The following is a 25,193-nucleotide window of genomic DNA, read 5'->3' on the forward strand; positions in this document are numbered from 1 at the left end:
ATGGCACAAAAAACAGTACGTGAAGCAGCTTTAAATATATTAGTACGTGTTGGACAAGGTGGTGGCTACAGTCACTTACTCATTCAGCAGGAAATAAGCAAAGATGATCTGAATCAGAAAGATGTTTCCCTGCTTACTGAACTGGTCTACGGAACGCTGCAGCGAAGAGACACCTTGGCTTTTTTTCTTAAACCATTCGTTCGAAAGCGTGTAAAACCCTGGGTAAGATGGCTTTTGTATCTGGCCATTTATCAGATGCATTACCTGGAACGGGTTCCCGATCATGCGATCATTTATGAAGCTGTGGAATTGGCTAAGAAAAAAGGCGGTAAAAGCTTAAGCTCATTTGTCAATGGTGTCCTGCGAAATGTTCAACGAAAGGGAGTCCCTTCCTTTGATTCCATTGAGGACCCGGTAAAACGGCTGGCTGTCGAAATGAGTCATCCCGAATGGCTGGTGAAACGGTTTGTCAGATGGTACGGATTTGATATTGCACGGTCCATGTGCCTTAAAAACTTACACGAAAAGGATGTTTCCGTTCGTGTACAATCCACAAAAATGAGTCGTGAGGATGCGATAAAACGTCTTGAACAGGATGGCTTTGAGGTGGAACGCTCTCTATTATCTTCACAGGGAATCATTATGAAAAGCGGAAACATCTTTCGTCATCCATTATTTAAAGAATATTTCACCGTACAGGATGAGAGCTCAATGTTAGTGGGTGAAATGATGGATGTGGAGCCGGGTATGTTTGTACTTGATGCTTGCAGTGCTCCAGGTGGGAAAACGACCCACATTGCGGAAAAGATGAAAGACAATGGAGAAATTCATGCCTATGATCTCCACGCAAAAAAAGCGAAGCTGGTAGAAGAAAAAGCCAAGGACCTTGGGCTGAGTATTATTACTGCCAAGCCTGCCGACAGCCGTACACTGCCTGATATTTATGAAAAAGAGACCTTTGACCGGATTCTATTGGACGCACCTTGTTCGGGATTGGGCGTATTACGAGGTAAACCTGATATTAAGTATCAGAAATCAGCGGAGGATGTCACCAATTTATCTGGCATACAGACCGATTTACTTGAGGCCGTTGCACCGCTTTTAAAGACCGGCGGGAAGCTTGTTTACAGCACATGCACAGTTGATAGGGAAGAAAATGAGCATGTTATTCAGCAATTTTTGAAAAATCATCCTGAATACGAAATCGATCCATCCTTTCGAGAATCCCTGCCAGTTGTTTGCAGAGAATTAAGCGGTTTGTCACAATGGGGACTCCAGCTTTTTCCCCATGATTTAGACACAGATGGATTTTTCTTAACAAGATTAATCAAAAAATCATAAATATGGTATTCTATAGTAGATAGATATTGAGGAGAGTTTAGGTGTTAGATTTTTTGTAAGCTTATCCTGAAAAGCGAAATCATGATAGTGCCAGGAGCTTATCATTTAAACTGGATAAGCATGTAAGAAAAGACGGGGTGATACGAGTGTTAGGAAATTTTCTAACCGATACAGGGCATGTCAGAAGTCATAATGAAGACTCAGGTGGAATTTATTTTAATCAGCAAAATCAAATGCTTGCGATTGTTGCTGATGGAATGGGGGGACACAGTGCAGGTGATGTAGCCAGTTCCCTCGCAACGACAGAACTACATAACAGATGGAAGAACACAGAATCCATTACATCACCCGACGAAGCACAGACATGGCTTGAAGATCAAATCAAGGATATTAATCAGATTATTTTACAGTATGCGATTGACCATGAAGAGTGTAAGGGTATGGGAACTACCATTGTTGCAGCAGTTTGTACAGATGAGTTTATTACGATTGCCCATATTGGAGACAGCAGATGTTACTTGTCAAACAGTAACGGTTTCTCTCAAGTAACAGAAGACCATTCCCTTGTAAACGAGCTTGTGAGAACGGGACAATTATCACCTGAAGATGCGGAACATCATCCGAGAAAGAATGTTCTCCTGAAAGCATTGGGAACAGAGAAGGATGTGGAAATTGACACCAAAACCATCACTTGGGATTCTGGAAATTATTTAATTTTATGTTCGGATGGTTTGACAAATAAGGTAGAAGATCATGAGCTTCATCAGTATATTATAGAGGCCGATTCGATTGAAGAGTCCATGAGAAGTCTGATTGATCTGGCCAATGAACGAGGCGGCGAGGATAACATTTCCTTAGCCATTGTACAAAATTCCCCTCAAGAGAAAGAGGGTGAATAAACGTGTTTGAAGGACAAGTCTTAAATGATCGTTATAAAATACTGAATGCAATAGGTGGCGGGGGGATGGCCAATGTTTATCTCGGCCATGACACCATTCTTGATCGTAAGGTTGCCATTAAGGCTTTACGGATGGAATACGCCCATGACGAAGAGTTTATTGAAAGGTTCAGGCGTGAAGCTCAATCAACCATCAGCCTGTCACATCCAAATATCGTCAGTATTTATGATGTAGGGGAAGAAGATGACAATGACAATATTTATTATATTGTCATGGAATATGTAAGGGGAATGACTCTTAAGCAGTACATCCAGCAGTATGGGCCTCTTCCTGCAGAGGAAGCTGTGGATGTCATGAAGCAGATTACTTCTGCCATTAGTCATGCCCATCATAACGAAATTATTCACAGAGATATAAAGCCTCAAAATATCCTGATTGATAATAAAGGGAATGCTAAAGTAACAGATTTTGGTATTGCTATGGCACTTAGTCATACAAGTGTAACCCAGACGAACTCAGTGCTGGGCTCTGTTCATTATCTATCGCCCGAACAGGCCAGAGGTGGCACAGCCATCAAAAAATCTGATATTTATTCATTAGGTATTGTATTTTTTGAAATGCTGACAGGCAGACTCCCATTTTCAGGGGAATCAGCTGTATCTATTGCATTAAAGCATTTACAAAGCAAAACACCGTCTGTACGCAGATGGATTCCTGATATTCCCCAGAGTGTTGAAAATGTTGTATTAAAGGCGACAGCAAAAAATCCTTTTCATCGCTATGAAAATACAGCACAAATTGAAGAAGATTTGGCGACCGTGTTGCTCCCGAGCCGAATGAACGAAGAAAAATTTTCGCCTCCTGAGGAAGAGGGAGAAGAAACTAAAGCAATACCCGTTATCCCGAATGATCACCAATTGGCTGGCAATCAGAACGGGGATACGGTTATTCATAAGAAACCAGAGTCGGAAACTGAAGAGGAACCAAAAAAGAAGAAAAGGAACTGGAAGGCATGGACCTTCTCTATTTTAGGCGTTTTACTTGCAGCCGCTATATTTTCCATTTTTGTTTTACCTAAATTGTTAATGCCGGATGAAGTCGAAGTTATGGATGTTTCCGGATTAACCTATGAAGAGGCTGTGAACCGCCTGAATGAACTGGATGTGGAAATTGATCATGACCAGGAAAATTCTGATGAAATTGAAGAAGGAAAAGTCATTGAAACAGACCCGGAAGCAGGGTCCATTATCAGGGAAGGTACAACTGTAACCATTATTACCAGCCTAGGACCTGAAAAAGAAGCTTTTGGTGATTACGTTGGTCAGCAATATGACCAGGTGAAACAAATCCTCGAAGGTTTGGGCTATGATGATATTAAAAAATTTGATGTAGAATCAGAAAAACCTGAGGGGGAGATCATTTCACAGGATCCAGAGGCTGAAGCTCCCGTTATTCCAGAGGATACCTCTGTAAGATTTGAGGTTAGCAGTGGCCCTCCTATGGTAACAATACCTTCATTTAAAGGATCAGCGTTAGAGGAAGTCGATCAATTTATTAGCAACAACAACTTAGTTATGTCTTCAGAACCTGAGGAAGAGTACTCCGCTGACGTGAAAGAAGGACATGTTATTCGTCAGGATCCTGCTCCAGATGAGGAAGTGGAGGAAGGTACTGAAATTTCTGTAGTGATTTCAAAAGGTCCGGAACCAAAGCCTGAAACAAATCCTGTTGAATATACAGTAGAAGTAAATCAGAGTAATGGAAATGAAAATGACGATGATTCCGGGAATAAACAGGAACCAGAGCCTGTAAAGGTAGAAATTTATATAGAGGATATGAATAACGATGGTTCTGTTCCATATATAAGTGAAGAGATTACTAGTACCAAACCCTATAAGTTTGATGTAGTCGTTGCTCCAGGAGAGACAGGCAGCTACCGCATCCTTGTTAATGGAAATGTAGTCGATACGAATACATTCACGAATAATCCAGAAGGTGGAGATTAAGTACATGGAGAAAGGAAAAATTGTAAAAGCATTAAGCGGGTTTTATTATGTAGAAGTACCAAATAAGGGCATTTATCAATGCAGAGGCAGAGGCCTTTTCCGTAAACAGAAGATTACCCCTCTTGTTGGGGACAGGGTAGAGATTGATATTACCGATAATGGAGACGGTTATGTCACAAAAATTTACGAACGAAACAATGAATTAGTCCGGCCTCCTGTATCCAATATTGATCAGGCGATTATCGTAACCTCTGCAGCCAAACCTGACTTTAATGCTTTACTATTGGACCGCTTCCTTGTATTAATCGAGGCCAAAAGGATTGAACCTGTTATTGTCCTTACAAAAATGGATCTCGTAAGTTCTGAGGCTGAGAGGCAAATGGAAGCCGTTCAGAAAATCTATGAGAACATTGGTTATTCCGTTGTCCGGCTAAGCTCTAAAGATAAAAACCAGGTTCAGCAGCTTGTCCCTTATATAGAAGGGAAAACGTCCGTGATAGCAGGTCAGTCGGGAGTCGGAAAGTCTTCACTGCTTAATGCACTTAAACCAGGTCTGGATCTGGAAATTGGAGATATTTCTGAAACATTAGGTCGTGGAAAACACACAACAAGACATGTTGAATTCATTTCAATGAATGATGGGTATGTAGCTGATACTCCCGGCTTTAGTTCACTTGACTTCCGGGAGATTGTGGCTGAAGAGCTCCCTGAATGCTTTCCGGAAATGGTGGATAGGCAGGATGGCTGTAAATTCAGGGGCTGTAAGCATTTTAAAGAGCCGAAATGTGCGGTGAAAGATGCTGTCCAAACAGGGGATATCCCCGAATTTCGCTATAACCATTATTTGCAGTTTTTAGAAGAAATCCAGTCAAGAAAGCCGAGGTATTAAAAGTGACAAAATTAGCTCCTTCTATATTATCAGCCGATTTTGCCAGGCTTGGAGAAGAAGTAAAGGATGTTGAGCAGGCCGGTGCCGATTATATTCATGTCGATGTGATGGATGGGCATTTTGTTCCTAATATCACTATCGGGCCACTTATAGTTAAAGCCATCAGGCCGGTGACTGCTCTGCCGCTTGACGTTCATTTAATGATTGAAAAGCCCGAAGATTATGTAGAAGCTTTTGCAAATGCAGGTGCAGATATTATTACAGTCCACCAGGAGGCCTGTGTGCATCTACACAGAACGATTCAGATGATTAAGCAAAATGGAGTTAAGGCAGGTGTGGTCATTAATCCTGCAACGCCTGTAGAAACCATACGGCCGATATTGCCTGATGTTGATTTAGTCTTATTAATGACCGTTAATCCCGGATTTGGCGGACAGGCATTCATCGAATCGGTCATTCCAAAGATTGAAGAAGTAGCAGCTCTAAAACAGGAGCAAAACCTCTCGTTTGAAATTGAAGTGGATGGTGGAGTGAATAAAGACACAGCAAAGCGTTGTACGGATGCCGGGACCAATGTACTTGTGGCTGGCAGTGCGATTTTTAATTCAGAAAATCGTAAACAGGCTATGGAGGAAATACGTCAGGAGATTATTTAAAGTAAAATTTGATTCTATTGAAAAGCTGCCTTCAGGAGGCGGCTTTCTTTATTGAGGAGGAAGCAATCATGACTATAGTGGGTATAGTTGGTGGAGGTCCTGAAGATAGACTCCCGGATCTCCATTTGTATAATGAACAGAATGTGCAATGGATAGGAGCAGATCGGGGAAGTATCTATTTGCTTAATCAAGGAATTGTTCCGGACTACGCGATGGGGGATTTTGATTCGACTTCTGAAGATGAAAAAGCCATGCTTCATACAAAAATCAATCAGGTGGACACTTATCCTATTGAAAAAGACCAGACTGATTTGGAAATTGCTGTTCAAAAAGCCATAGAGCTAAAGCCTGATAAAATCTATCTATTTGGGGTTACAGGTGGAAGACTGGATCATGAACTCGTTAATATACAGCTGCTGTATCAGCTTTCCGAACAAAATTTAAGAGGAATAATCATAGATAAAGGAAATCTAATTGAACTAAAGAGGGCGGGTGTGCATATAGTAGAATATGATGAAAATTATGAGAATATTTCATTGATTCCACAGACACCCTTGATTAAAAACCTGACTCTGAAAAATTTTTATTATCCGTTAACCAACGCAACTCTTGAATTTGGAACTACCCTGTCCACGTCTAATCGTTTAATTGGAAAAAAAGGTACTTTTTCATTTGATGAAGGCATATTATTAGTGGTAAGGAGCGATGCTGTCCACCAATAATGCGTCTTCATTTCATCATACGGGTGTTGTGGAATTTTGATTTGATCGCTAGAGGAGGGGGATCTAATGAAATTTTATACGATTAAACTCCCAAGGTTTCTCGGTGGCATGGTTAGAGGGATAATTGGGATATTCAGAAAAGAATGAATTTGCTCATGTGCAACCCGGAAAAGAAGCATGGGCTAACAGAAAAAGCTGTCAATCAGGAAAACTGACAGCTTTTTTTGTGAAAAACAAAGGCGGAAGCGCCCGTTAGCGACGTACGGACTGGACTGAGCCGGACGTGGCCTCACCTGTTTTTCTTAGCCACAAATTGCTTATTTTATAATTTCCTAGGCCAAGAAGAAAAACGGAATCGCCCCGGGAGCAGGTGTTGGACAAAGAAACGGATTCAACCGTTCGGAATCACACCAATTGAGTAAAGAAAAAAACGCATTCGTAAAAAATACGAATGCGTTTCTTTCCATCAGGAACTTTTATTATACACGCTTGATTTTACCTGATTTTAAAGCGCGAGCAGAAACATATACCTTCTGAGGCTTTCCGTCAATCATTACACGTACTTTTTGTACATTGGATTTCCACTTACGTTTATTAGCATTCATTGCGTGTGAACGACTATTTCCAGAACGTGTTTTACGTCCAGTTACAGCACATTTACGAGCCATTTACATTCCCTCCTAATTCAAGTAAAACTATATATATTCAGTACATACTAAATTAATTTATCATAAGAAGCAGTAAAATGCAATGTGGAACGAATGATTTCATCCGCTGTCTGCTTTTCTGTGTTGAGCTGTGGCCTGGGCTTCCTGTTTGAATCATACCCCTAAAGTAAAAATACTTGACATTATGTTTATTTTAGGCCATTGTATGAAGAGAAATTGTATTCATACATAGCTTATCTTTTAAAACAAAGGTCTTTGTAGTAAAATATCCATGAGTTAAGTGAATTGTAGAGGAGGATTCATATGTCCATTGATTTACAAAATGAATATGGTCATGTCACCATTTCAAATGAAGTGATTTCCACAGTAGCAGGTGGTGCTGCCGTAGAATGCTACGGAATTGTAGGCATGGCTTCTAAAAAGCAATTAAGAGATGGACTTGCTGAAATATTAAGAAGAGAAAATTTCTCTAAGGGAATTGTTGTACGTCAGGATAATGATAAAATCCATATTGATATGTATATTATTGTAAGTTATGGAACAAAAATTTCTGAAGTAGCTCACAATGTTCAAAATCAGGTTAAATATACACTAAATAAAACGGTAGGATTATCTGTTGACTCCGTGAATATTTATGTTCAGGGTGTCCGGGTTATTAATGCTTAACAGATCGGTACTGTCTAAGCACGTGTGAGTATTTACTCACACGAAATCGTATGAAGGAGGAAGTGTCGTGACGGTAAAGACGATAGATGGTGAAACGTTTTCCCAAATGGTTCTGCTCGGAGCAAGCCATTTAACCAATAATGCTAAAATGATTGATGCACTGAATGTATTCCCAGTTCCTGATGGTGATACAGGTACGAATATGAACTTAACCATGACTTCCGGTGCTGAAGAAGTTAAAAAAGCATCCGGTAATCATGTCGGTTCAATCGGCGAATCCCTGGCAAAAGGGTTATTAATGGGAGCAAGAGGAAATTCCGGAGTTATATTATCTCAATTATTTCGAGGCTTCTCTAAATCAATAAAAGATAAAGAAGTTTTACATATATCAGATTTTGCTGATGCATTTGAAGCAGGAGTAGAGACAGCTTACAAAGCAGTTATGAAGCCGGTTGAAGGAACGATCCTGACAGTTGCCAAGGATGCAGCAAAGGCCGGTAAAGATGCTGAGAATTCAGTGGAAGATATCGTTGAATTAATGGAAACCATTTTAAAGGCAGCTAAGGAATCCTTAGAGAGAACACCTGAACTCCTGCCAGTCCTAAAAGAAGTAGGAGTTGTTGATAGTGGAGGCCAGGGTCTGGTAACCGTCTATGAAGGATTTCTTGCTTCATTGCGTGGAGAAGAAGTTCCTGAACAGAAAGATTCCCAGGTTCGTATGGATGATATGGTGAGTGCTGAACACCATAAAATGCACCAGGACTTTATGGATACTTCTGAGATTGAATATGGATATTGCACAGAATTTATGGTTCAGTTTGAAAAAGATAAGCTTAAGGAAAATCCCTTTGATGAAGAATCCTTCCGTAACACCTTAAGTGAGATTGGAGACTCATTGCTTGTTGTATCAGACGATGAGCTTGTTAAGGTACATGTACATGCAGAATATCCGGGGGAAGTTCTTAATATAGGTCAGAAATATGGCAGCTTAATCAACTTAAAAATTGAAAATATGCGTAAACAACATACGGATATAGTCGGGCAAGAAAATAAAGAACCCCCTGAGGTTAAACAGGAACAGGCTGAGTTTGGTATTGTAACAGTCGCAATGGGGGATGGCATTAAGAAATTATTTGAAAGCCTGGGTGCCACGGTGGTTATTGAAGGTGGACAAACCATGAATCCGAGCACACAGGATATTGCCGAGGCCATCAGTCAGGCTAATGCTAAAAAAGTCATTGTTATGCCAAATAACAAAAATGTTCTTATGTCAGCCGAACAGGCAGCAGAACTGGCCGATTCCGAGGTGGAAGTGGTTCCAACCAAAACTGTTCCACAGGGCATGAGCGCACTACTTATGTTCCATCCCGAGAAGTCGTTAGAGGAAAATGGAAAATTAATGAGAAATGCAGCTCAGGATGTAAAAACAGGTCAAATCACTTATGCTGTCCGTGATACACAAATCGATGGTATGACGATTGAAAAAGGAAATTATATGGGAATCGCTGATGGAAGCATTACTTCTACCAATGAAGATAAAATCAGCGTAATGAAGGAATTGCTAACCAGTATGATTGATGATGAAGAAGATGAAATCATTACAATCCTGCAAGGTGAAGAAGGTACAGATGAAGAAGTATCTGAAATTCAGACCTTTATTGAAGAAAATTTTGAAGAACTAGAGGTTGAAGTCCATCAGGGGAAACAGCCAATCTATTCCTTTATTTTTTCAGTTGAATAATATTAGCTTAAAAACCAGAGAACAGATTCTCTGGTTTTTAATTTGGCATATTTGTGTTTTGCGGATAAAATAGAAGTAAGAGACAATTTGTGGGGTGGTTAGGAGTATGAAATATCGATCCGTTTTTGATATTATTGGTCCGGTCATGGTGGGTCCGTCCAGCTCGCATACTGCCGGTGCTCTTCGTATTGGGCGTATGGCAAGACAGCTATTAGGGCGGGAGCCGAAATGGGCAAAAATTTATTTGTATGGTTCGTTTGCGGACACATACAAAGGTCACGGAACCGATGTTGCCATCACCGGTGGTTTATTGGACTTTGATACGTTTGACACAAGAATGGGCGATTCCATGAAAATAGCCAGTGAAAAAGGTATAGATATCGAATTTTTTGAGGAATCGGCTAAAACGGACCATCCGAACACGGCCAAAATACGAATTGGTGATGATGAAGAGGATATTGAACTGGTTGGCATTTCAATTGGTGGCGGGAAAGCTGAAATTACAGAACTGAATGGTTTTGATTTAAGATTGAGCGGCCATCACCCTGCCATACTGGTTATGCATAACGACAGATTTGGTGCGATTGCCTCTGTGACACAAATACTAGCAAAATATGAAATTAATATAGGTCATATGGAAGTTTCAAGACGGGAGCAGGGACAGGATGCGCTGATGGTCATTGAAACCGATCAGAATATTGACCCTGAAATTGTTACGCAACTGGAAAAAGAGGAACATATCATGCAAGTAGTAAAGGTATCTGACTGAGTTTTTGAGAAAGGGAGGGAGAGGTTTGTTTAAAAATGTCCGAGAATTGGTTGAGCTTGCTGAAAACGAGAATATCCCCATTTCAGAAGTAATGATACGACAGGAAATGGAAGTTACTGAAAAATCAAGAGATAAAGTGATGGGACAGATGGAAGAGAATTTGTCTGTAATGGAAAAGTCGGTAGATGATGGCTTGAAGGGCGTCGAATCCCGATCAGGTTTAACGGGTGGAGACGCCGTATTAATCCAGGACTATATGAAAAATGCTGAGCCGTTATCCGGTCACTTACTTTTGGATGCTGTGAGTAAAGCTGTGGCCACGAATGAAGTGAACGCAGCGATGGGAATTATCTGTGCGACGCCAACAGCCGGGAGTGCAGGATGCGTACCTGGAACATTATTTGCTGTTAAAGAAAAACTGAATCCTACAAGAGAAGATATGATCCGCTATTTATTTACTTCAGGAGCTTTCGGTCAGGTGATAGCCAATAACGCTTCCATTTCAGGTGCTGCAGGAGGCTGTCAGGCAGAAGTAGGATCAGCTGCGGGGATGGCCTCTGCCGCTATTGTTGAAATGGCAGGAGGCACGCCGCAGCAGTCTGCTGAAGCGATGGCTATTACTCTGAAAAATATGCTTGGCTTAGTTTGTGATCCTGTTGCAGGACTTGTTGAAGTACCGTGTGTGAAACGGAACGCAATGGGGGCTTCAAATGCTATTGTCTCTGCTGATATGGCTTTAGCAGGGGTCACAAGCCGAATTCCATGCGATGAGGTAATCGAAGCCATGTTCAGAATTGGACAGCGTATGCCTTCTGCTTATAAAGAAACCGCACAGGGAGGCCTTGCAGCTACGCCAACAGGAAGAGCAATTGAACAACAGATCTACGGAACGTCTTTACAGAAAGAGTGAGGAATGTGTTAGCGAATATACCCGTTTCAAATCTAAAAGGAATTGGAGAAAAAATTGAAAACGACTTGCAGACAATGGGAATTGAAACCGTTGAGGATTTACTCTTCTATTTTCCATTTCGCTATGATGTACATGAAATAAAGCCTCTGACAGAGCTCGAACATCATGAGAAAGCTACACTGGTAGGGAAGGTTATCTCAGAACCTTCCCTCACCTTTTATGGACGAAAAAAATCACGGCTCATGGTCACTCTGGAAATTGATCAGATTGCGGTGAAGGCAGTCTTTTTTAATCAGGCATTTGTAAAAAAGCATTTAAAGCAGGGGGAGCTTATTACAGTTATCGGGAAATGGGATCAGCACCGCCTGCAGATTACCGTAAGCCAGTTTAAAAAAGGACAAGTAAAAGAAAAGGACACCATTCAGCCTGTTTACTCCTTAAAAGGGAAGGTGTCACTGGGATTCTTACGAAAAACGATGAGACAGGCTCTTCAATCCTATAAGAACCAAATTGATGAAATTCTTCCAGAAAGTTTTCTCACAAACTATAAGCTCCCTCCTCGTGAAGAAGCATTAACACAAATGCATTTTCCTGGTAACGGTCACCGATTAAAGCATGCTAAAAGAAGATTTATCTATGAAGAATTGCTTTTATTCCAGTTAAAAATGCAATGGCTTCGGAAACAAAAAAGAGAGGCGACCATGGGAAATGCCATAAAGGTTGACTCGGAGCAGACAAATGCTTTTGTTGACAGTCTTCCCTTTTCTCTCACAAATGCCCAGCAAAACGTTTTAAAAGAGATCCTGAACGACCTGAAACAGCCTTATCGTATGAATCGATTGCTGCAAGGGGATGTAGGGTCAGGTAAAACCGTTGTTGCTGCCATTGGACTCTATGCGACAATCAGCGCAGGAAAACAAGGTGCATTAATGGTTCCAACTGAAATTCTGGCAGAGCAGCATCATGAATCTTTACAGGAGCTTTTTGGAGATCAGGCTGAAGTTGTGTTATTGACAGGCTCTGTAAAAGGGAAGAAAAGACGGGAAGTTCTACATAAAATTGAAACGAATGAAGCTCAGATTGTTGTAGGTACCCATGCATTAATCCAGGATGATGTGTTCTTTCATGATTTAGGCTTTGTTATTGTGGATGAGCAGCATCGTTTTGGCGTTGAACAAAGGCGTGCTTTAAGGGATAAAGGTCTGCATCCTGATGTCTTATTTATGACAGCCACACCTATTCCGAGAACCCTGGCCATTTCTTCGTTTGGAGATATGGATGTTTCGGTAATTGATGAAATGCCGGCCGGTCGTAAGCCGGTAGAAACCTATTGGGTAAAGGAAAATATGCTGAAGCGGGTATTACGATTTATATATAAAGAAATTCAGAACGGCCATCAGGCTTACGTTATCTGTCCTCTGGTAGAAGAATCGGACAAGCTTGATATTCAAAATGCAGTTGACCTCCATCAGCAATTAGAGGAAATTTTTCCGGATGACGTCAATGTTGGCCTGATGCACGGTCGCCTTCATTCAGATGAGAAGGATGACGTTATGAAAAGTTTTGCCGAAAATGAAATCGATGTCCTCGTATCAACAACAGTCGTTGAAGTAGGGGTTAACGTACCGAATGCCACCCTTATGCTGATTTATGATGCTGAACGTTTTGGTTTGTCACAGCTCCATCAATTACGGGGGCGAGTGGGAAGAGGAGATGCGCAAAGCTATTGTATTTTACTGGCAGACCCTAAAGGCGAAACGGGGAAAGAAAGAATGCGTATTATGTCTGAGACAAACGATGGCTTTGAGCTTTCAGAACATGATCTCAAATTAAGAGGCCCTGGAGATTTCTTCGGTAAAAAACAGAGTGGCTTGCCCGAATTTAAAGTAGCTGATTTAGTGCAGGATTACCGTGCATTGGAAACGGCAAGAAAAGACGCTGTTGAAATTATTGAATCAGGAAAACTATTTGATGATTCCTCCTATCAAAAAATGAAGCGAATCATAGAAGATGATCCATTTATAAAAGGACAGGTATTGGATTAAAAAAGTATTGCATATAATCTTCAGGTATTATATATTACTATTAGTACCTAGTCATAATTGTGGACGGTGTCATACATGAAGAAACCAAAAAAAGCAAGACAGGCAGAACTGAAAGAAACGATTTCCCGAATGCCATTTATTACAGATGAAGAGCTTGCGAAACAGTTCAGTGTAAGTATTCAAACTATTCGTTTAGATCGAATGGAACTGTCTATCCCTGAGGTTCGGGAGCGCATTAAATCTGTAGCCACACACGAATGGAATGAAACCGTTAAGGCTTTACCTATTGATGAAGTCATCGGTGAAATTATTGATTTGGAACTGGATCAACGTGCGATCTCCATTTTAGATATTGGGAGAGAACACGTTTTTTCACGTAATAAAATCGCCCGAGGGCACCATTTATTTGCCCAGGCAAATTCATTAGCGGTTGCCGTTATTAATGATGAACTGGCGCTGACAGCCAAATCTGATCTTAAGTTTAAACGACAGGTAAAAGAAGGAGAACGAGTCGTAGCTAAAGCAGATGTTAAAGGAAGTGACGAAAAAGGGCGTACGATGGTTTCGGTACAAAGCTTTGTTGACAATGAACCCGTATTTCAGGGGTTGTTCGAAATGTACCGCTCAAATGACCAAAAAGGAGAGGCAAACGAATGAAACTAGCAATCGATGCAATGGGGGGCGATCATGCTCCAGAAGCTATTGTAAAAGGAGCTTGTACTGCTGTTCAGAATATACCTGATTTATCCATTGTCCTTGTCGGCGATCAGGAGCAGATCAAACCCTTCCTAACTCATACAGAACGAATCGATATTATACATACAACAGATGTTATTAAATCAGAAGATGAACCGGTAAAAGCTGTTAGAAGAAAGAAAAACGCTTCTATGGTTCTTATGGCTAATGAAGTGAAGGAAGGAAGAGCTGATGCGTGTATCTCAGCTGGAAATACCGGGGCATTAATGAGTGCGGGTTTATTCATTGTTGGCCGGATCAAAGGAATTGACCGTCCAGCCTTAAGTCCAACCCTTCCAACCCTTGATGGGAAAGGCTTTTTGCTGTTGGATGTTGGAGCAAATGTGGATGCAAAACCTCAGCACTTATTGCAGTACGGACTGATGGGTTCCATTTATGCTGAAAAAGTGAGAGGCATAACAAATCCGAGGGTGGGTCTGTTAAACGTTGGAACCGAAAGTCAAAAAGGAAGTGACTTAGCGAAAAAGGCTTTTGATTTAATGGAAGATGCCCCCATTCACTTTGTGGGTAATGTTGAAGCCAGAGACTTTTTAAATGGTGTGGCAGATGTCGTTGTCACCGATGGATTTTCCGGCAACATCGCCCTTAAATCCATAGAGGGAACTGCTCTAGGCATGTTTTCCATGATGAAGGAAGTTTTTATGAAAAATGTAAAGACAAAAGTAGCAGCAGGTGTTTTAAAATCCGATTTAAAAGGTCTTAAGGACAAGCTGGACTACTCAGAATATGGAGGTGCCGGATTATTTGGACTGGCAGCTCCAGTGATAAAAGCGCATGGTTCTTCTAATGAAACAGCTGTATATAATGCTATTCAGCAGGCCTGTCAACTGGTTGAACAGGATGTAACAGCGAAAATAGAAGAAACAGTCCAATCCTATAAAGCAGAGGAGGGGAATGAATGAAAAAAGTAGCGTTTCTATTTCCCGGGCAGGGATCTCAGGAGACTGGTATGACAAAAGCCTTTTATGAAAAGGATGAAGATGTAAGGACTTTAGTGGATCAGGCCGAGGAAATTCTTCAAGTACCTATAAAAAAGCTAATGTTTGAAGGTCCTCAGGAAGACCTGACAAAAACAGAGCATGCCCAGCCAGCTTTGCTATTATCCAGTTTAGCTGCGTTAAGGGTTCTTGAAAAGGAAGGGATCCGTCCTGAAATGGCAGCAGGACACAGCCTCGGAGAATACAGTGCATTAGTAAATGCCGGTGCTCTTTCCGCTGAAGATGGCTTAAAACTTGTTCAAAAAAGAGGACAATTAATGGAAAAAGCTTATCCCGCCGGCAAAGGTTCTATGGCTGCTGTGTTAGGGCTTGATGAATCTACCATTCAAAGTACGATCAATGAGATATCCGAACAGGGTGAAGTCGTTGATATTGCTAATGACAATTGCCCTGGACAAATCGTTATCTCTGGTACGAAACAGGGAATTGAACAAGCAGTTGACAAACTGAAGGAGAATGGTGCTAAACGGGTGCTTCCATTAAATGTGAGCGGGCCGTTCCATTCCAGATTAATGGAGCCTGCCAGTAGTGAATTGGCAGCAGAGCTTAATCAGATAAACATAAAGGATGCGGATTTCCCGGTTTATGCAAATGTCACTGCAGCACCAGTTCAGGACCAGACAGAAATTAGAGACCTCCTTGTTAAACAGCTTTACTCACCGGTTCGATTTTCAGAAACCATTTCAAATATGCTTGAGAAGGATATTGATGCGTTTGTCGAGGTGGGTAATGGCAAGGTTTTATCCGGATTGGTCCGTAAAGTGAAAAGAAGAGCGAAAACATTCTCTGTTCAGGATCCGGATTCCATGAACGCTTTTCTTGAGTGGTATAAGGAGGATTCATAATGTTAGACGGAAAAAATGCGTTGGTAACAGGAGCATCACGGGGGATTGGTCGTGCTATTGCGCTTGAGCTAGCCAAAAATGGTGCAAACGTTGCGGTTAATTATGCAGGAAACGAACAGAAAGCAAATGAAGTCGTTAAGGAAATTGAAGACTTAGGCGGCCGGGCATTCCCTGTGCAGGCGAATGTTTCCAATTCAGAAGATGTTAAGGGAATGATAAAGAGCGTCATTGACACATTTGGTTCCCTTGATATTCTGGTAAACAATGCAGGCATCACTCGGGATAATTTACTAATGAGAATGAAGGAAGAAGAGTTTGAAGACGTCATTGATACGAACTTAAAAGGGGTCTTCTTAACAACAAAGGCTGTAACAAGGCAAATGATGAAACAAAAGGGTGGCCGAATCATTAACATTGCTTCCATAGTTGGAGTGGCAGGAAATCCGGGTCAGGCAAATTATGTAGCCGCTAAAGCCGGAGTCATTGGCCTGACGAAAACGACGGCCAAAGAGCTTGCTTCCCGTAATATCCTGGTAAATGCCGTTGCACCCGGATATATCTCAACAGATATGACGGATGAACTGGATGAGGAAACCCGTGAAATGATGCTATCTGCCATTCCGTTAAACCGTTTGGGTAAACCAGAGAACGTAGCAAAAGTCGTGAAATTCCTAGCCTCCGACGACGCTGCATACATGACAGGCCAGACCCTCCATGTAGACGGCGGAATGGTTATGTAGGCAGAAAAGCGGAGGCGACCGATTAGGTCCGACGGCATAAGCAGAATATCCGGAGTGGCCGCTTTTTGGCCATGGAGGTTATTCTGCTTATGACCGCTTGGGCCTGGGAGCCGCAGCTGGACAAAGAAAAGCGAAGGCGACTGTTCAGGTCATGCGGGATAAGACAAAGACATGAAGTGGCATGTTTTTGGCCACGGAATGGCTTTGACTTATATCCGCCTTGACCTAGGAGCCGCAGCTGGACAGAGAAAAGCGGAGGCGACCGTTTCTTTAAATTCCATCGAAGGGAGGTGACAACAATGGCAGACGTTTTTGAACGCGTAAAAAAAGTAATTGTTGACCAGTTAGAGGTCGATGAAGCAAAAGTTACCATGGAAGCATCTTTCAGCGATGACCTTGAAGCTGATTCACTTGATGTAGTTGAGTTAGTGATGGAGCTGGAAGATGAATTCGATATGGAAATCTCCGATGAAGACGCAGAAAAAATTGCAACTGTAGGAGATGCTGTGGACTACATAAATAAGTCACAGTCCTAATGAATGTATATCAACTTTATGTTTGAAATTATAGGAAAGCCTTGTTTTTTAACAGGGCTTTCCATTCATTTATTTTAATGAATAACTATATCTAAAGATAGGTGGAAGTAAAGGTGAATTTTGAACAATTCCAAGAGCAAATTGGTGTCCATTTTCAGAACCAGGCACTATTAAAAAAGGCTTTTACACATTCATCGTATGTGAATGAACATCGGAATCGCGGTTTGGAAGATAATGAGCGGCTTGAATTTTTGGGTGATGCGGTTTTGGAACTTGCTGTATCCCAATTTTTATACCGTAAATTTCAGAAAATGAATGAAGGAGAGATGACAAAATTCAGGGCTTCGATTGTATGTGAGCCTTCTCTTGTTCATTTTGCCGAGAAGCTTCAATTTAATGATTTGGTATTGCTGGGAAAAGGAGAAGAAATGACGGGTGGACGAACCAGACCGGCATTACTGGCTGATGCCTTTGAAGGATTTATTGGAGCTTTGTACCTTGATCAGGGCTTTGACACTGTTCTGAGTTTTCTGGATGAATATGTCTTTCCTGAAATAAAACCTGGTGCTTTTTCTCATGCAATGGATTATAAGAGTATGCTTCAGGAGGTTGTACAACAGGATCAGGAGGGGGACATTGATTATAACATTGTTGATGAAAAAGGACCTGCTCATAACCGGGAATTTATTGCAGAGGTAACCATCCAAAGTGAAGGATTTGGAAAGGGAAGCGGCCGGACGAAAAAGGAAGCAGAACAAAATGCGGCTAAAGAAGCTCTGGATAAAATAAAAGAACAACAATCATAATAGGTGCCAAAGCTTTCGAATTCCTGTTTTGAAGGCTTTGGCACCTATTAACTTAGGTTCTTTTATTTTACCCTGTATTTTCTCAGTTCTTCAATGATGGCCTGTATTTCCGGTACACTTAATTGACCCTTACTTTTAACCATTTCATAGACCGACTTTATTTCATGATAATCTTTGACATCGAAATACTTAGGGTCCAATACGCCCCGATTAATAACCTGTAAATCATTCATGAGTTCTTCAACCATAAATGATAAATTCTGCTCGGATACTTCATTTAAGTTCACGTCAACACTCCTTTAAGTAGAAACATTCTTCTTTCCTATTATATTCTATGATAAAATATACAAGGTTAAAAAGAAACCTATGATAGAAAAAATGATGATAACAAACATCTCTCTATAAAGTAAGTTGTATGAAAATAGATTACAGGAGGAAAACGTTATGTTCCTCAAACGATTGGATACAGTAGGATTTAAATCATTTGCTGAACGAATTTCCGTAGATTTTGTCCCGGGTGTTACGGCTGTTGTCGGCCCCAATGGAAGCGGGAAAAGTAATATAACAGATGCCATTCGCTGGGTTTTAGGAGAACAGTCTGCGAAATCCCTGCGTGGTTCAAAAATGGAGGATATCATTTTTGCAGGCAGTGATACACGGAAGGCACTCAATTTTGCAGAAGTTTCGCTTGTTTTAGATAACGAGGATAGTGCTTTGCCGATTGACTATCAGGAGGTTGATATCACTCGTCGTGTTTACAGATCCGGTGAAAGTGAATTTTTAATTAATCAGCAGCCGTGTCGACTAAAGGATATCATTGATCTATTTATGGATTCAGGTCTGGGAAAGGAAGCCTTTTCGATTATCAGTCAAGGAAAGGTTGAAGAAATTTTAAGCTCCAAACCTGAAGAACGGCGGGCGATTTTTGAAGAAGCTGCTGGAGTGTTAAAGTATAAGCAGCGGAAGAAAAAAGCGGAAATGAAGCTGGCTGAAACCCAGGAAAATCTTTACCGTGTAGAAGATATTATTTATGAAATTGAAGGTCAGCTTGAACCTCTGAAAGAACAGGCTGAGACAGCAGAAACCTATTTACAGAAAAAGGACGAACTGAAAAAGCATGAAGTCTCCTTACTCGTCACAGAGATTGAAAGGTTAAATGAAGAATGGCAATCTCTGCTTAGCCAAATTGAAGAACAAAAGCAGGAGATTCTACATAAACAGACGGGGATTCAACAGGAAGAAGCTGAGCTTGAAAAGGAAAGGGCTGAGATACAGGGACTGGATCAGGCCATTGAACAGATGCAAAATCAAATGCTTTCCCTAACTCAGGAATTGGAAAATCTTGAGGGACGCAAGCGGTTGTTTAATGAACGCTGGAAGCATTATGAAGAAAACAAGGATAAATTGGCAGATGAAGAAAAGCGTTTAGATGAGAAGATAGCTAATGTTACGAAACAGCTGACAGAAGATGAAGAGCAGCTGAATGTGCTGGTTTCTGAGAGAAAAGAAACAAAGGAAAGAATGGCAGATCTGGAGCAAAGCCTTGGCACCTCGAGGGAAAGTATGGAGGAGAAGATAGAGGAGCTGAAAAGTGAGTACATTGAGGTATTAAATGAACAGGCAGCTAAACGGAATGAACTGCAGGGGATCGAACGCAGTCTGGAACAGAATAAGCAAAAGAAAAATAGAATGACTGATCGTTTTCAGGGGTTATTGGATCAGCGAAAAGAGATCGATCAGGAACAGGAAACCATTACAGACCAACTAAAGACGATTGAACAAACCCTTACTGAAAAACAAAAGCTATTAAATGGAGAAAAGTCTGCTCTTGAGGAACAAAAATCCCAAGTTGAAGAAGAGCAGAAAAAATTAAATCAGGGATATCAGTTCATCCACAAGCTTAGGTCAAAAAAAGAAATGCTTGAAGAGATGAAGGAGGACTTTTCCGGGTTTTTCCATGGTGTAAAGGCTGTTCTGAAAGCGAGAGAACGGAAGGAATTAAGTGGCATTCATGGAGCTGTTGCCGAAACGATTCAAATTGGGGATGATTATGTTCTCGCGATTGAAACGGCGCTTGGGGGACAAGCCCAGCACATTATAATGGAAAGTGAAAATGATGCTCGTCAGGCCATTCAATGGCTTAAAAAGACGAACAATGGCAGAGCAACTTTTCTTCCGTTACCTTCTATGCAGCCCAAGCGAATACCTGAACATCTGATTCGTAATATCGAAAACCACCAGGGCTTTATAGGCGTAGCTGAGCAATTGGTGGATTATGATCAAAAGTTTTCAAATGCCATTCAGTCTTTACTTGGAAACATTGTGATTGCACGAACTCTGAAAGACGCCAATGAATTGGCAGGCTTACTGAATCGTCGTTTTCGGATTGTCACACTTGACGGAGATGTAGTGAATCCTGGGGGTTCAATGACTGGTGGAGCTCAGAAGAAGAAAAACCAATCTTTATTTACCAGGGAAAAAGAGTTAGGTCAGGTGTCTGAAAAGCTGCAGGAATTTGAAGAAAGAACAAAAAGCTTTGAACATCAGCTTGATGATCATATCCAGTCTCAGAAGCAGAAAGAGAAGCGTGTCCAGGAACTGGAGGATGAAATAAACCAGCTCCAATCACAGGTCAGTAAGCTTCAGGGATACTTAAGAGAGGTTAAATTGAAGCGTGAGAATGTGAATGACCACTTATCTCTTTATGATCAGGAGCAGGAGCAGTTCCAGGAAGAAGAACAGGAACTTAAGAACTCTACTGATGCGTTATCCAGTCGTCTTCAGGAACTTGAAGATGAGGCGGAGAACCTGCAAAATCAAATTGATACCCTTACCCATGAGCTTACCAATCAACAGGAATCCAGTGAAAAAATTCAACAGGAATATCATCAGCTCCAGGTCATGCTAGCTGAGCAGGATACAAACGTGAAGAACCAGAAAGAAAAAGTAAACAGCTTGAAGCGTGACTTATCTGATTTTCAGTCCCAAAAAGATCAGTTAAAAGAAGAGCATATAGCACTGGAGGAAATTAAGGAACAGGGACAGACAGCTGAGGAAATTGAAAAGGAAATTGAGAATAAGCGTAAGGAGAAACGGGAAACCCAAAACACTTTAAAGTCAAAACGGGAAGAAAGACAGCAGCGTAACCAAATGACGGAGGATCTGGAAAAAGAAATAAAAGAGAGAAATCGTATTCTTAATCAATCGACCGATGATCTGCAACAGAAGGAAGTAAAAGCGAACCGTCTGGATGTTGAGTTGGAAAATAATCTCAGTGTCTTGCAAGAGGAATATATGCTGTCCTTTGACAAGGCACTTTCAGACTTTGGCAGAACCGACAATACAGATGAAGCGAAACAAACCGTTCAGCAAATCAAACAGGAGATTGATCGTCTGGGAACGGTGAACTTAGGTGCGATTGATGAGTATAAACGAATTCAGGAACGGTATGAGTTTTTAACGACTCAACGTCAGGATTTATTGGAGGCCAAGGATACCCTTTATGCTGTTATTAAAGAAATGGATGGGGAAATGGTCACCCGTTTTGAAGGCACTTTTAATCAGATTCAAAAGGAATTCACTGATGTATTTAAGAAATTATTTGGCGGTGGCCGGGCCGATTTAAAATTAACGGATCCCAAAGATTTACTTGAAACAGGTGTTGATATTGTTGCCCAGCCTCCAGGTAAAAAGCTGCAAAATCTCGGACTTCTTTCAGGAGGGGAACGAGCCCTCACAGCCATTGCCCTTCTGTTTGCGATTTTAAGAGTCCGGCCAGTTCCATTCTGTGTATTGGATGAAGTGGAGGCTGCGCTTGATGAAGCAAATGTCAACCGTTTTGCCCAGTATTTAAAAGAATTTAGTGAAAATACACAGTTTATTGTCATCACCCACCGGAAAGGAACGATGGAGGAAGCGGATGTCCTCTACGGTGTAACCATGCAGGAGTCAGGTGTCTCGAAATTGGTTTCTGTACGACTGGAAGAAACCGACCAAATGGTAAATGCTTAAAAGAAAGGAAGATTCTACTTGAGTTTCTTTAAAAAGCTAAAGGATAAAATCAACAAACAAACGGAACAAGTGACAGATAAATTTAAGGATGGATTGACAAAAACAAGAGATTCGTTTGCGACCAAAATGAATGATTTGGTAGCGAAATATCGAAAAGTCGATGAAGAATTTTTTGAGGAACTGGAAGAAGTACTGATCTCCGCAGATGTTGGTGTGGAAACTGTTATGGAACTCATTGAAGAATTAGAAATGGAAGTGAAACGCCGTAATATCAAAGACACTTCAGAGGTTGTGGAAGTTATCTCTGAAAAGCTGGTGGAAATTTATTATGGAGATGCGGATGAAGAGATAGAAGAGCTGAATTTAAATGAGGACGGCTTATCCGTGGTTCTGTTTGTAGGAGTTAATGGTGTTGGAAAAACAACAACCATTGGAAAGCTTGCTCATCGACTCAAAGAGGAAGGCAAAACTGTGATGCTTGCAGCAGGAGATACCTTTAGGGCAGGTGCCATTGAACAGCTTGATGTATGGGGAGAACGCGTCGGTGTTGAAGTCATTAAACATAGTGAGGGCAGTGATCCGGCTGCTGTCATTTATGATGGAATTCAGGCTGCGAAATCAAGAAATGCCGATGTTCTTCTGTGTGATACGGCAGGACGTCTGCAAAATAAAGTGAATTTAATGAACGAACTTTCTAAGGTTAAGCGCGTCATCTCACGTGAGATCCCGGAAGCCCCTCATGAAGTTTTACTTGTTCTGGATGCTACGACGGGGCAAAATGCCATGAGTCAGGCCAAAACCTTTTCAGAATCAACAGATGTTTCCGGAATTGTGTTGTCCAAACTGGATGGGACGGCTAAAGGAGGCATTGTTTTAGCGATTCGGAATGAGTTGTCCATTCCGGTTAAATATGTCGGACTTGGTGAAAAGGTAACAGATTTACAGCCGTTTAATGCCAATTCCTTTGTTTATGGTTTATTTGCTGACATAGTTGATCAGGACACGAACACAGATGCAAGAGATGACTAGCTGTATCTTGACACAGTGCAGCATTCCCCTTTACCATTTAAATGTAAAGGATATTCCCTTAACAAGAGGTGTTTACCTTGCTTGAAAAAACAACCCGAATGAACTATTTATTTGATTTTTATCAGAAATTGCTAACACCTAAACAAAAGAGTTATATGGAACTATACTATCTTGAAGATTATTCTTTAGGTGAAATTGCAGAGGAATTTGATGTGAGCAGACAGGCGGTTTATGATAATATTAGAAGAACAGAGTCTATGCTTGAAGAATATGAAGAGAAGCTGGATCTTTATCATAAATTCAAACAGAGAAACGAGCTTATTCATGAATTGAAAGAAACCATTGAAAGCAGAGACGCAATGGATAAATCTGAATTGTTGAGGTTTATTCAAAGGTATGAAAATCTAGATTAGGAGGCGGCTGTATGGCATTTGAAGGGTTAGCCGACCGGCTGCAGAAAACGATTCAGAAGGTAAAGGGCAAAGGTAAAGTTACCGAAGCCGATGTAAAAGAAATGACTCGTGAAGTGCGGTTGGCTTTATTAGAGGCCGACGTTAATTTTAAAGTCGTAAAAGATTTTATTAAGAGGGTTAAGGAACGCGCCATTGGTCAGGAAGTTATGGAGAGTTTAACTCCGGGCCAGCAGGTTATTAAAGTTGTAAAAGAAGAGCTGTCTGACTTAATGGGCGGTGAGCAAAGTAAGATTGCAACAGCTAATAAGCCACCAACCGTTATCATGATGACGGGTTTGCAGGGTGCCGGTAAAACTACTACCACCGGAAAACTGGCAAATCTTCTACGGAAAAAGCATAATCGCAATCCTATGCTTGTAGCCGCTGACGTTTATCGTCCGGCAGCGATTAACCAGCTGGAAACACTGGGGAAACAGCTGGATATGCCTGTCTTTTCTTTAGGCACAGATGCCAATCCTGTTGACATAGCTAAGCAGGCGATTGACAAAGCAAAGGAAGACCATAACGACTATGTCATTATTGATACTGCTGGTCGTTTACATGTTGATGAACAGTTAATGGATGAACTGCAGAGTATTAAAGAGGTCACCACACCAGATGAAATTTTCCTCGTTGTGGATTCCATGACTGGACAGGATGCAGTAAATGTCGCTCAAAGCTTTGATGATCAGCTGGATATTTCAGGTGTTGTGTTAACCAAGCTGGATGGGGATACACGAGGAGGAGCGGCTATTTCTATTAAAGCTGTTACCGGAAAACCGATTAAATATGCGGGTATGGGTGAAAAACTTGACGAACTCGAAGCCTTTCATCCCGATCGCATGGCTTCCAGGATATTAGGAATGGGAGATGTCCTTTCCTTAATTGAAAAAGCGCAGGATAATGTTAATGAAAAGCAGGCAAAAGAGCTTGAAGAAAAAATGCGTTCGGCTTCATTTACATTTGAAGACTTTCTGGAGCAGATGCAGCAGGTCAAAAATATGGGTCCTCTGGATGAACTGATAAACATGATGCCCGGGGCCAATAAAATGAAAGGAATGAAGAATCTCCAGGTTGATGAAAAACAAATCAGTCATGTGGAGGCCATCATTCAATCCATGACGAAGAAAGAAAGAATTGACCCAAGTATCATGAATGCGAGTCGTAAACGGAGGATTGCAAAGGGATCCGGAACCTCTGTATCAGAAGTAAACCGGCTCCTTAAGCAATTCGACGAAATGAAGAAAATGATGAAACAAATGACCAACTCAGGCAAAAAAGGCAAAAAGAAAAAAGGCATGATGAACTTCCCTTTTATGTAGACAGAACAGCGAAGGCGACTGACCAGGTCATGCGGGATAAGACAAAGACATGAAGTGGCATGGTTTTGGCCACGGAATGGCTTTGACTTATATCCGCCTTGACCTAGGAGCCGCAGCTGGACAGAAAAAAGCCGAGGCGACCGTTTAGGCCCGACGGCATAAGCAGAATATCCGGAATGGCCGCTTTTTGGCCATGTAGGATATTTTGCTTATGACCGCTTGGGCCTGGGAGCCGCAGCTGGACAGAGAAAAGCGAAGGCGACTGACCAGGTCATGCGGGATAAGCCGAAGACAAATGCGATTTTTTGAAATGTAATGGAAATATACTTTACAGCAAATAAAATATCTGCTACAATCTACACTTGTGTAAGATAATTATTTGGAGG

24 protein-coding genes are annotated in these 25,193 nt (G+C 41.3%); 22 read left to right on the forward strand and 2 right to left on the reverse strand.

Features of this window, described 5'->3' with window-relative positions:
* From rsmB to spoVM, 7 genes are all read left to right on the forward strand, one after another.
* A complete protein-coding gene (gene rsmB / locus ACZ5OK_RS08140) occupies nucleotides 1-1,341 on the forward strand; it encodes a 16S rRNA (cytosine(967)-C(5))-methyltransferase RsmB (RefSeq protein WP_343841002.1) in 1,341 nt (446 codons plus the stop codon).
* Between the two features lie 146 nt (nucleotides 1,342-1,487).
* Nucleotides 1,488-2,240, forward strand: coding sequence for a Stp1/IreP family PP2C-type Ser/Thr phosphatase (locus ACZ5OK_RS08145; RefSeq protein WP_343841005.1), 753 nt, complete (start codon nucleotides 1,488-1,490; stop codon nucleotides 2,238-2,240).
* A 2-nt stretch (nucleotides 2,241-2,242) separates the two neighbouring features.
* Entirely contained in the window at nucleotides 2,243-4,246 is a 2,004-nt protein-coding gene (gene pknB, locus ACZ5OK_RS08150) for a Stk1 family PASTA domain-containing Ser/Thr kinase (protein ID WP_343841008.1), read from the forward strand.
* A 4-nt stretch (nucleotides 4,247-4,250) separates the two neighbouring features.
* Nucleotides 4,251-5,135: a ribosome small subunit-dependent GTPase A gene (gene rsgA / locus ACZ5OK_RS08155; protein ID WP_343841011.1), complete on the forward strand. Its 885-nt coding sequence runs from the start codon at nucleotides 4,251-4,253 to the stop codon at nucleotides 5,133-5,135.
* A gap of 2 nt (nucleotides 5,136-5,137) precedes the next feature.
* Complete coding sequence (gene rpe / locus ACZ5OK_RS08160; RefSeq protein WP_343841014.1) at nucleotides 5,138-5,791, forward strand: ribulose-phosphate 3-epimerase; 654 nt, start codon at nucleotides 5,138-5,140, stop codon at nucleotides 5,789-5,791.
* 68 nt (nucleotides 5,792-5,859) lie between these two features.
* Nucleotides 5,860-6,513, forward strand: a complete 654-nt coding sequence (locus ACZ5OK_RS08165; RefSeq protein ID WP_343841017.1) for a thiamine diphosphokinase — start codon at nucleotides 5,860-5,862, stop codon at nucleotides 6,511-6,513.
* Nucleotides 6,514-6,579: 66 nt separating this feature from the next.
* Nucleotides 6,580-6,660, forward strand: a complete 81-nt coding sequence (spoVM, locus tag ACZ5OK_RS08170) for a stage V sporulation protein SpoVM (RefSeq protein WP_044157353.1) — start codon at nucleotides 6,580-6,582, stop codon at nucleotides 6,658-6,660.
* 332 nt (nucleotides 6,661-6,992) lie between these two features.
* Here the strand turns inward: spoVM and rpmB are convergent, their stop codons facing one another.
* Nucleotides 6,993-7,181 carry a 50S ribosomal protein L28 gene (gene rpmB, locus ACZ5OK_RS08175; protein WP_044157354.1) on the reverse strand — a complete coding sequence of 63 codons (189 nt, stop codon included), beginning with the start codon at nucleotides 7,179-7,181 and terminating at the stop codon, nucleotides 6,993-6,995.
* A 303-nt stretch (nucleotides 7,182-7,484) separates the two neighbouring features.
* On the opposite strand from rpmB, the gene ACZ5OK_RS08180 reads away from it, so the two are divergent.
* From ACZ5OK_RS08180 to rnc, 11 genes are all read left to right on the forward strand, one after another.
* Nucleotides 7,485-7,847: an Asp23/Gls24 family envelope stress response protein gene (locus ACZ5OK_RS08180; RefSeq protein WP_044157356.1), complete on the forward strand. Its 363-nt coding sequence runs from the start codon at nucleotides 7,485-7,487 to the stop codon at nucleotides 7,845-7,847.
* A 67-nt stretch (nucleotides 7,848-7,914) separates the two neighbouring features.
* Entirely contained in the window at nucleotides 7,915-9,588 is a 1,674-nt protein-coding gene (locus tag ACZ5OK_RS08185; protein ID WP_343841022.1) for a DAK2 domain-containing protein, read from the forward strand.
* Nucleotides 9,589-9,694: 106 nt separating this feature from the next.
* A complete protein-coding gene (gene sdaAB / locus ACZ5OK_RS08190) occupies nucleotides 9,695-10,357 on the forward strand; it encodes an L-serine ammonia-lyase, iron-sulfur-dependent subunit beta (protein WP_343841025.1) in 663 nt (220 codons plus the stop codon).
* Between the two features lie 25 nt (nucleotides 10,358-10,382).
* Entirely contained in the window at nucleotides 10,383-11,267 is an 885-nt protein-coding gene (gene sdaAA / locus ACZ5OK_RS08195; RefSeq protein ID WP_343841027.1) for an L-serine ammonia-lyase, iron-sulfur-dependent, subunit alpha, read from the forward strand.
* Nucleotides 11,264-13,312: an ATP-dependent DNA helicase RecG gene (gene recG, locus ACZ5OK_RS08200; protein WP_343841030.1), complete on the forward strand. Its 2,049-nt coding sequence runs from the start codon at nucleotides 11,264-11,266 to the stop codon at nucleotides 13,310-13,312. The genes sdaAA and recG overlap by 4 nt, the downstream gene beginning before the upstream one ends.
* Nucleotides 13,313-13,387: 75 nt before the next feature.
* Nucleotides 13,388-13,969: a transcription factor FapR gene (fapR, locus tag ACZ5OK_RS08205; RefSeq protein WP_343841033.1), complete on the forward strand. Its 582-nt coding sequence runs from the start codon at nucleotides 13,388-13,390 to the stop codon at nucleotides 13,967-13,969.
* The gene (gene plsX, locus ACZ5OK_RS08210) at nucleotides 13,966-14,970 is read left to right on the forward strand and encodes a phosphate acyltransferase PlsX (RefSeq protein ID WP_343841035.1); all 1,005 of its coding nucleotides are present in this window, start codon (nucleotides 13,966-13,968) and stop codon (nucleotides 14,968-14,970) included. Before fapR ends, plsX begins: the two co-directional genes overlap by 4 nt.
* Entirely contained in the window at nucleotides 14,967-15,911 is a 945-nt protein-coding gene (gene fabD, locus ACZ5OK_RS08215; protein ID WP_343841037.1) for an ACP S-malonyltransferase, read from the forward strand. Before plsX ends, fabD begins: the two co-directional genes overlap by 4 nt.
* Complete coding sequence (gene fabG, locus ACZ5OK_RS08220; RefSeq protein ID WP_343841040.1) at nucleotides 15,911-16,651, forward strand: 3-oxoacyl-[acyl-carrier-protein] reductase; 741 nt, start codon at nucleotides 15,911-15,913, stop codon at nucleotides 16,649-16,651. Before fabD ends, fabG begins: the two co-directional genes overlap by 1 nt.
* Nucleotides 16,652-16,950: 299 nt before the next feature.
* Nucleotides 16,951-17,187 carry an acyl carrier protein gene (gene acpP / locus ACZ5OK_RS08225; RefSeq protein ID WP_343841042.1) on the forward strand — a complete coding sequence of 79 codons (237 nt, stop codon included), beginning with the start codon at nucleotides 16,951-16,953 and terminating at the stop codon, nucleotides 17,185-17,187.
* Between the two features lie 101 nt (nucleotides 17,188-17,288).
* Complete coding sequence (rnc, locus tag ACZ5OK_RS08230; protein WP_343841044.1) at nucleotides 17,289-17,993, forward strand: ribonuclease III; 705 nt, start codon at nucleotides 17,289-17,291, stop codon at nucleotides 17,991-17,993.
* 62 nt (nucleotides 17,994-18,055) lie between these two features.
* Here the strand turns inward: rnc and ACZ5OK_RS08235 are convergent, their stop codons facing one another.
* Nucleotides 18,056-18,280, reverse strand: coding sequence for a DUF1128 domain-containing protein (locus tag ACZ5OK_RS08235; protein WP_343841047.1), 225 nt, complete (start codon nucleotides 18,278-18,280; stop codon nucleotides 18,056-18,058).
* 157 nt (nucleotides 18,281-18,437) lie between these two features.
* Between ACZ5OK_RS08235 and smc the strand changes: the two genes are divergently transcribed.
* From smc to ffh, 4 genes are all read left to right on the forward strand, one after another.
* Nucleotides 18,438-22,004: a chromosome segregation protein SMC gene (smc, locus tag ACZ5OK_RS08240; RefSeq protein WP_343841049.1), complete on the forward strand. Its 3,567-nt coding sequence runs from the start codon at nucleotides 18,438-18,440 to the stop codon at nucleotides 22,002-22,004.
* Between the two features lie 18 nt (nucleotides 22,005-22,022).
* On the forward strand, nucleotides 22,023-23,033 hold the full coding sequence (gene ftsY, locus ACZ5OK_RS08245) for a signal recognition particle-docking protein FtsY (protein ID WP_343841052.1): 1,011 nt from the start codon (nucleotides 22,023-22,025) through the stop codon (nucleotides 23,031-23,033).
* Nucleotides 23,034-23,110: 77 nt separating this feature from the next.
* A complete protein-coding gene (locus tag ACZ5OK_RS08250; protein WP_044157380.1) occupies nucleotides 23,111-23,446 on the forward strand; it encodes a putative DNA-binding protein in 336 nt (111 codons plus the stop codon).
* Nucleotides 23,447-23,457: 11 nt separating this feature from the next.
* A complete protein-coding gene (gene ffh, locus ACZ5OK_RS08255; protein WP_343841055.1) occupies nucleotides 23,458-24,807 on the forward strand; it encodes a signal recognition particle protein in 1,350 nt (449 codons plus the stop codon).
* Nucleotides 24,808-25,193: the final 386 nt, after the last annotated feature.

The sequence above is a fragment of the Salinibacillus aidingensis genome, from assembly GCF_055393355.1.

Excerpts from the sequence above, each read along its gene's own strand:
- rsmB (WP_343841002.1), top strand. The coding sequence starts at position 1 with ATGGCACAAAAAACAGTACGTGAAGCAGCTTTAAATATATTAGTACGT.
- rsgA (WP_343841011.1), top strand. The coding sequence starts at position 4,251 with ATGGAGAAAGGAAAAATTGTAAAAGCATTAAGCGGGTTTTATTATGTA.
- ACZ5OK_RS08165 (WP_343841017.1), top strand. The coding sequence starts at position 5,860 with ATGACTATAGTGGGTATAGTTGGTGGAGGTCCTGAAGATAGACTCCCG.
- spoVM (WP_044157353.1), top strand. The coding sequence starts at position 6,580 with ATGAAATTTTATACGATTAAACTCCCAAGGTTTCTCGGTGGCATGGTT.
- rpmB (WP_044157354.1), bottom strand. The coding sequence starts at position 7,181 with ATGGCTCGTAAATGTGCTGTAACTGGACGTAAAACACGTTCTGGAAAT.
- ACZ5OK_RS08180 (WP_044157356.1), top strand. The coding sequence starts at position 7,485 with ATGTCCATTGATTTACAAAATGAATATGGTCATGTCACCATTTCAAAT.
- sdaAB (WP_343841025.1), top strand. The coding sequence starts at position 9,695 with ATGAAATATCGATCCGTTTTTGATATTATTGGTCCGGTCATGGTGGGT.
- fapR (WP_343841033.1), top strand. The coding sequence starts at position 13,388 with ATGAAGAAACCAAAAAAAGCAAGACAGGCAGAACTGAAAGAAACGATT.
- plsX (WP_343841035.1), top strand. The coding sequence starts at position 13,966 with ATGAAACTAGCAATCGATGCAATGGGGGGCGATCATGCTCCAGAAGCT.
- fabD (WP_343841037.1), top strand. The coding sequence starts at position 14,967 with ATGAAAAAAGTAGCGTTTCTATTTCCCGGGCAGGGATCTCAGGAGACT.
- fabG (WP_343841040.1), top strand. The coding sequence starts at position 15,911 with ATGTTAGACGGAAAAAATGCGTTGGTAACAGGAGCATCACGGGGGATT.
- acpP (WP_343841042.1), top strand. The coding sequence starts at position 16,951 with ATGGCAGACGTTTTTGAACGCGTAAAAAAAGTAATTGTTGACCAGTTA.
- smc (WP_343841049.1), top strand. The coding sequence starts at position 18,438 with ATGTTCCTCAAACGATTGGATACAGTAGGATTTAAATCATTTGCTGAA.
- ffh (WP_343841055.1), top strand. The coding sequence starts at position 23,458 with ATGGCATTTGAAGGGTTAGCCGACCGGCTGCAGAAAACGATTCAGAAG.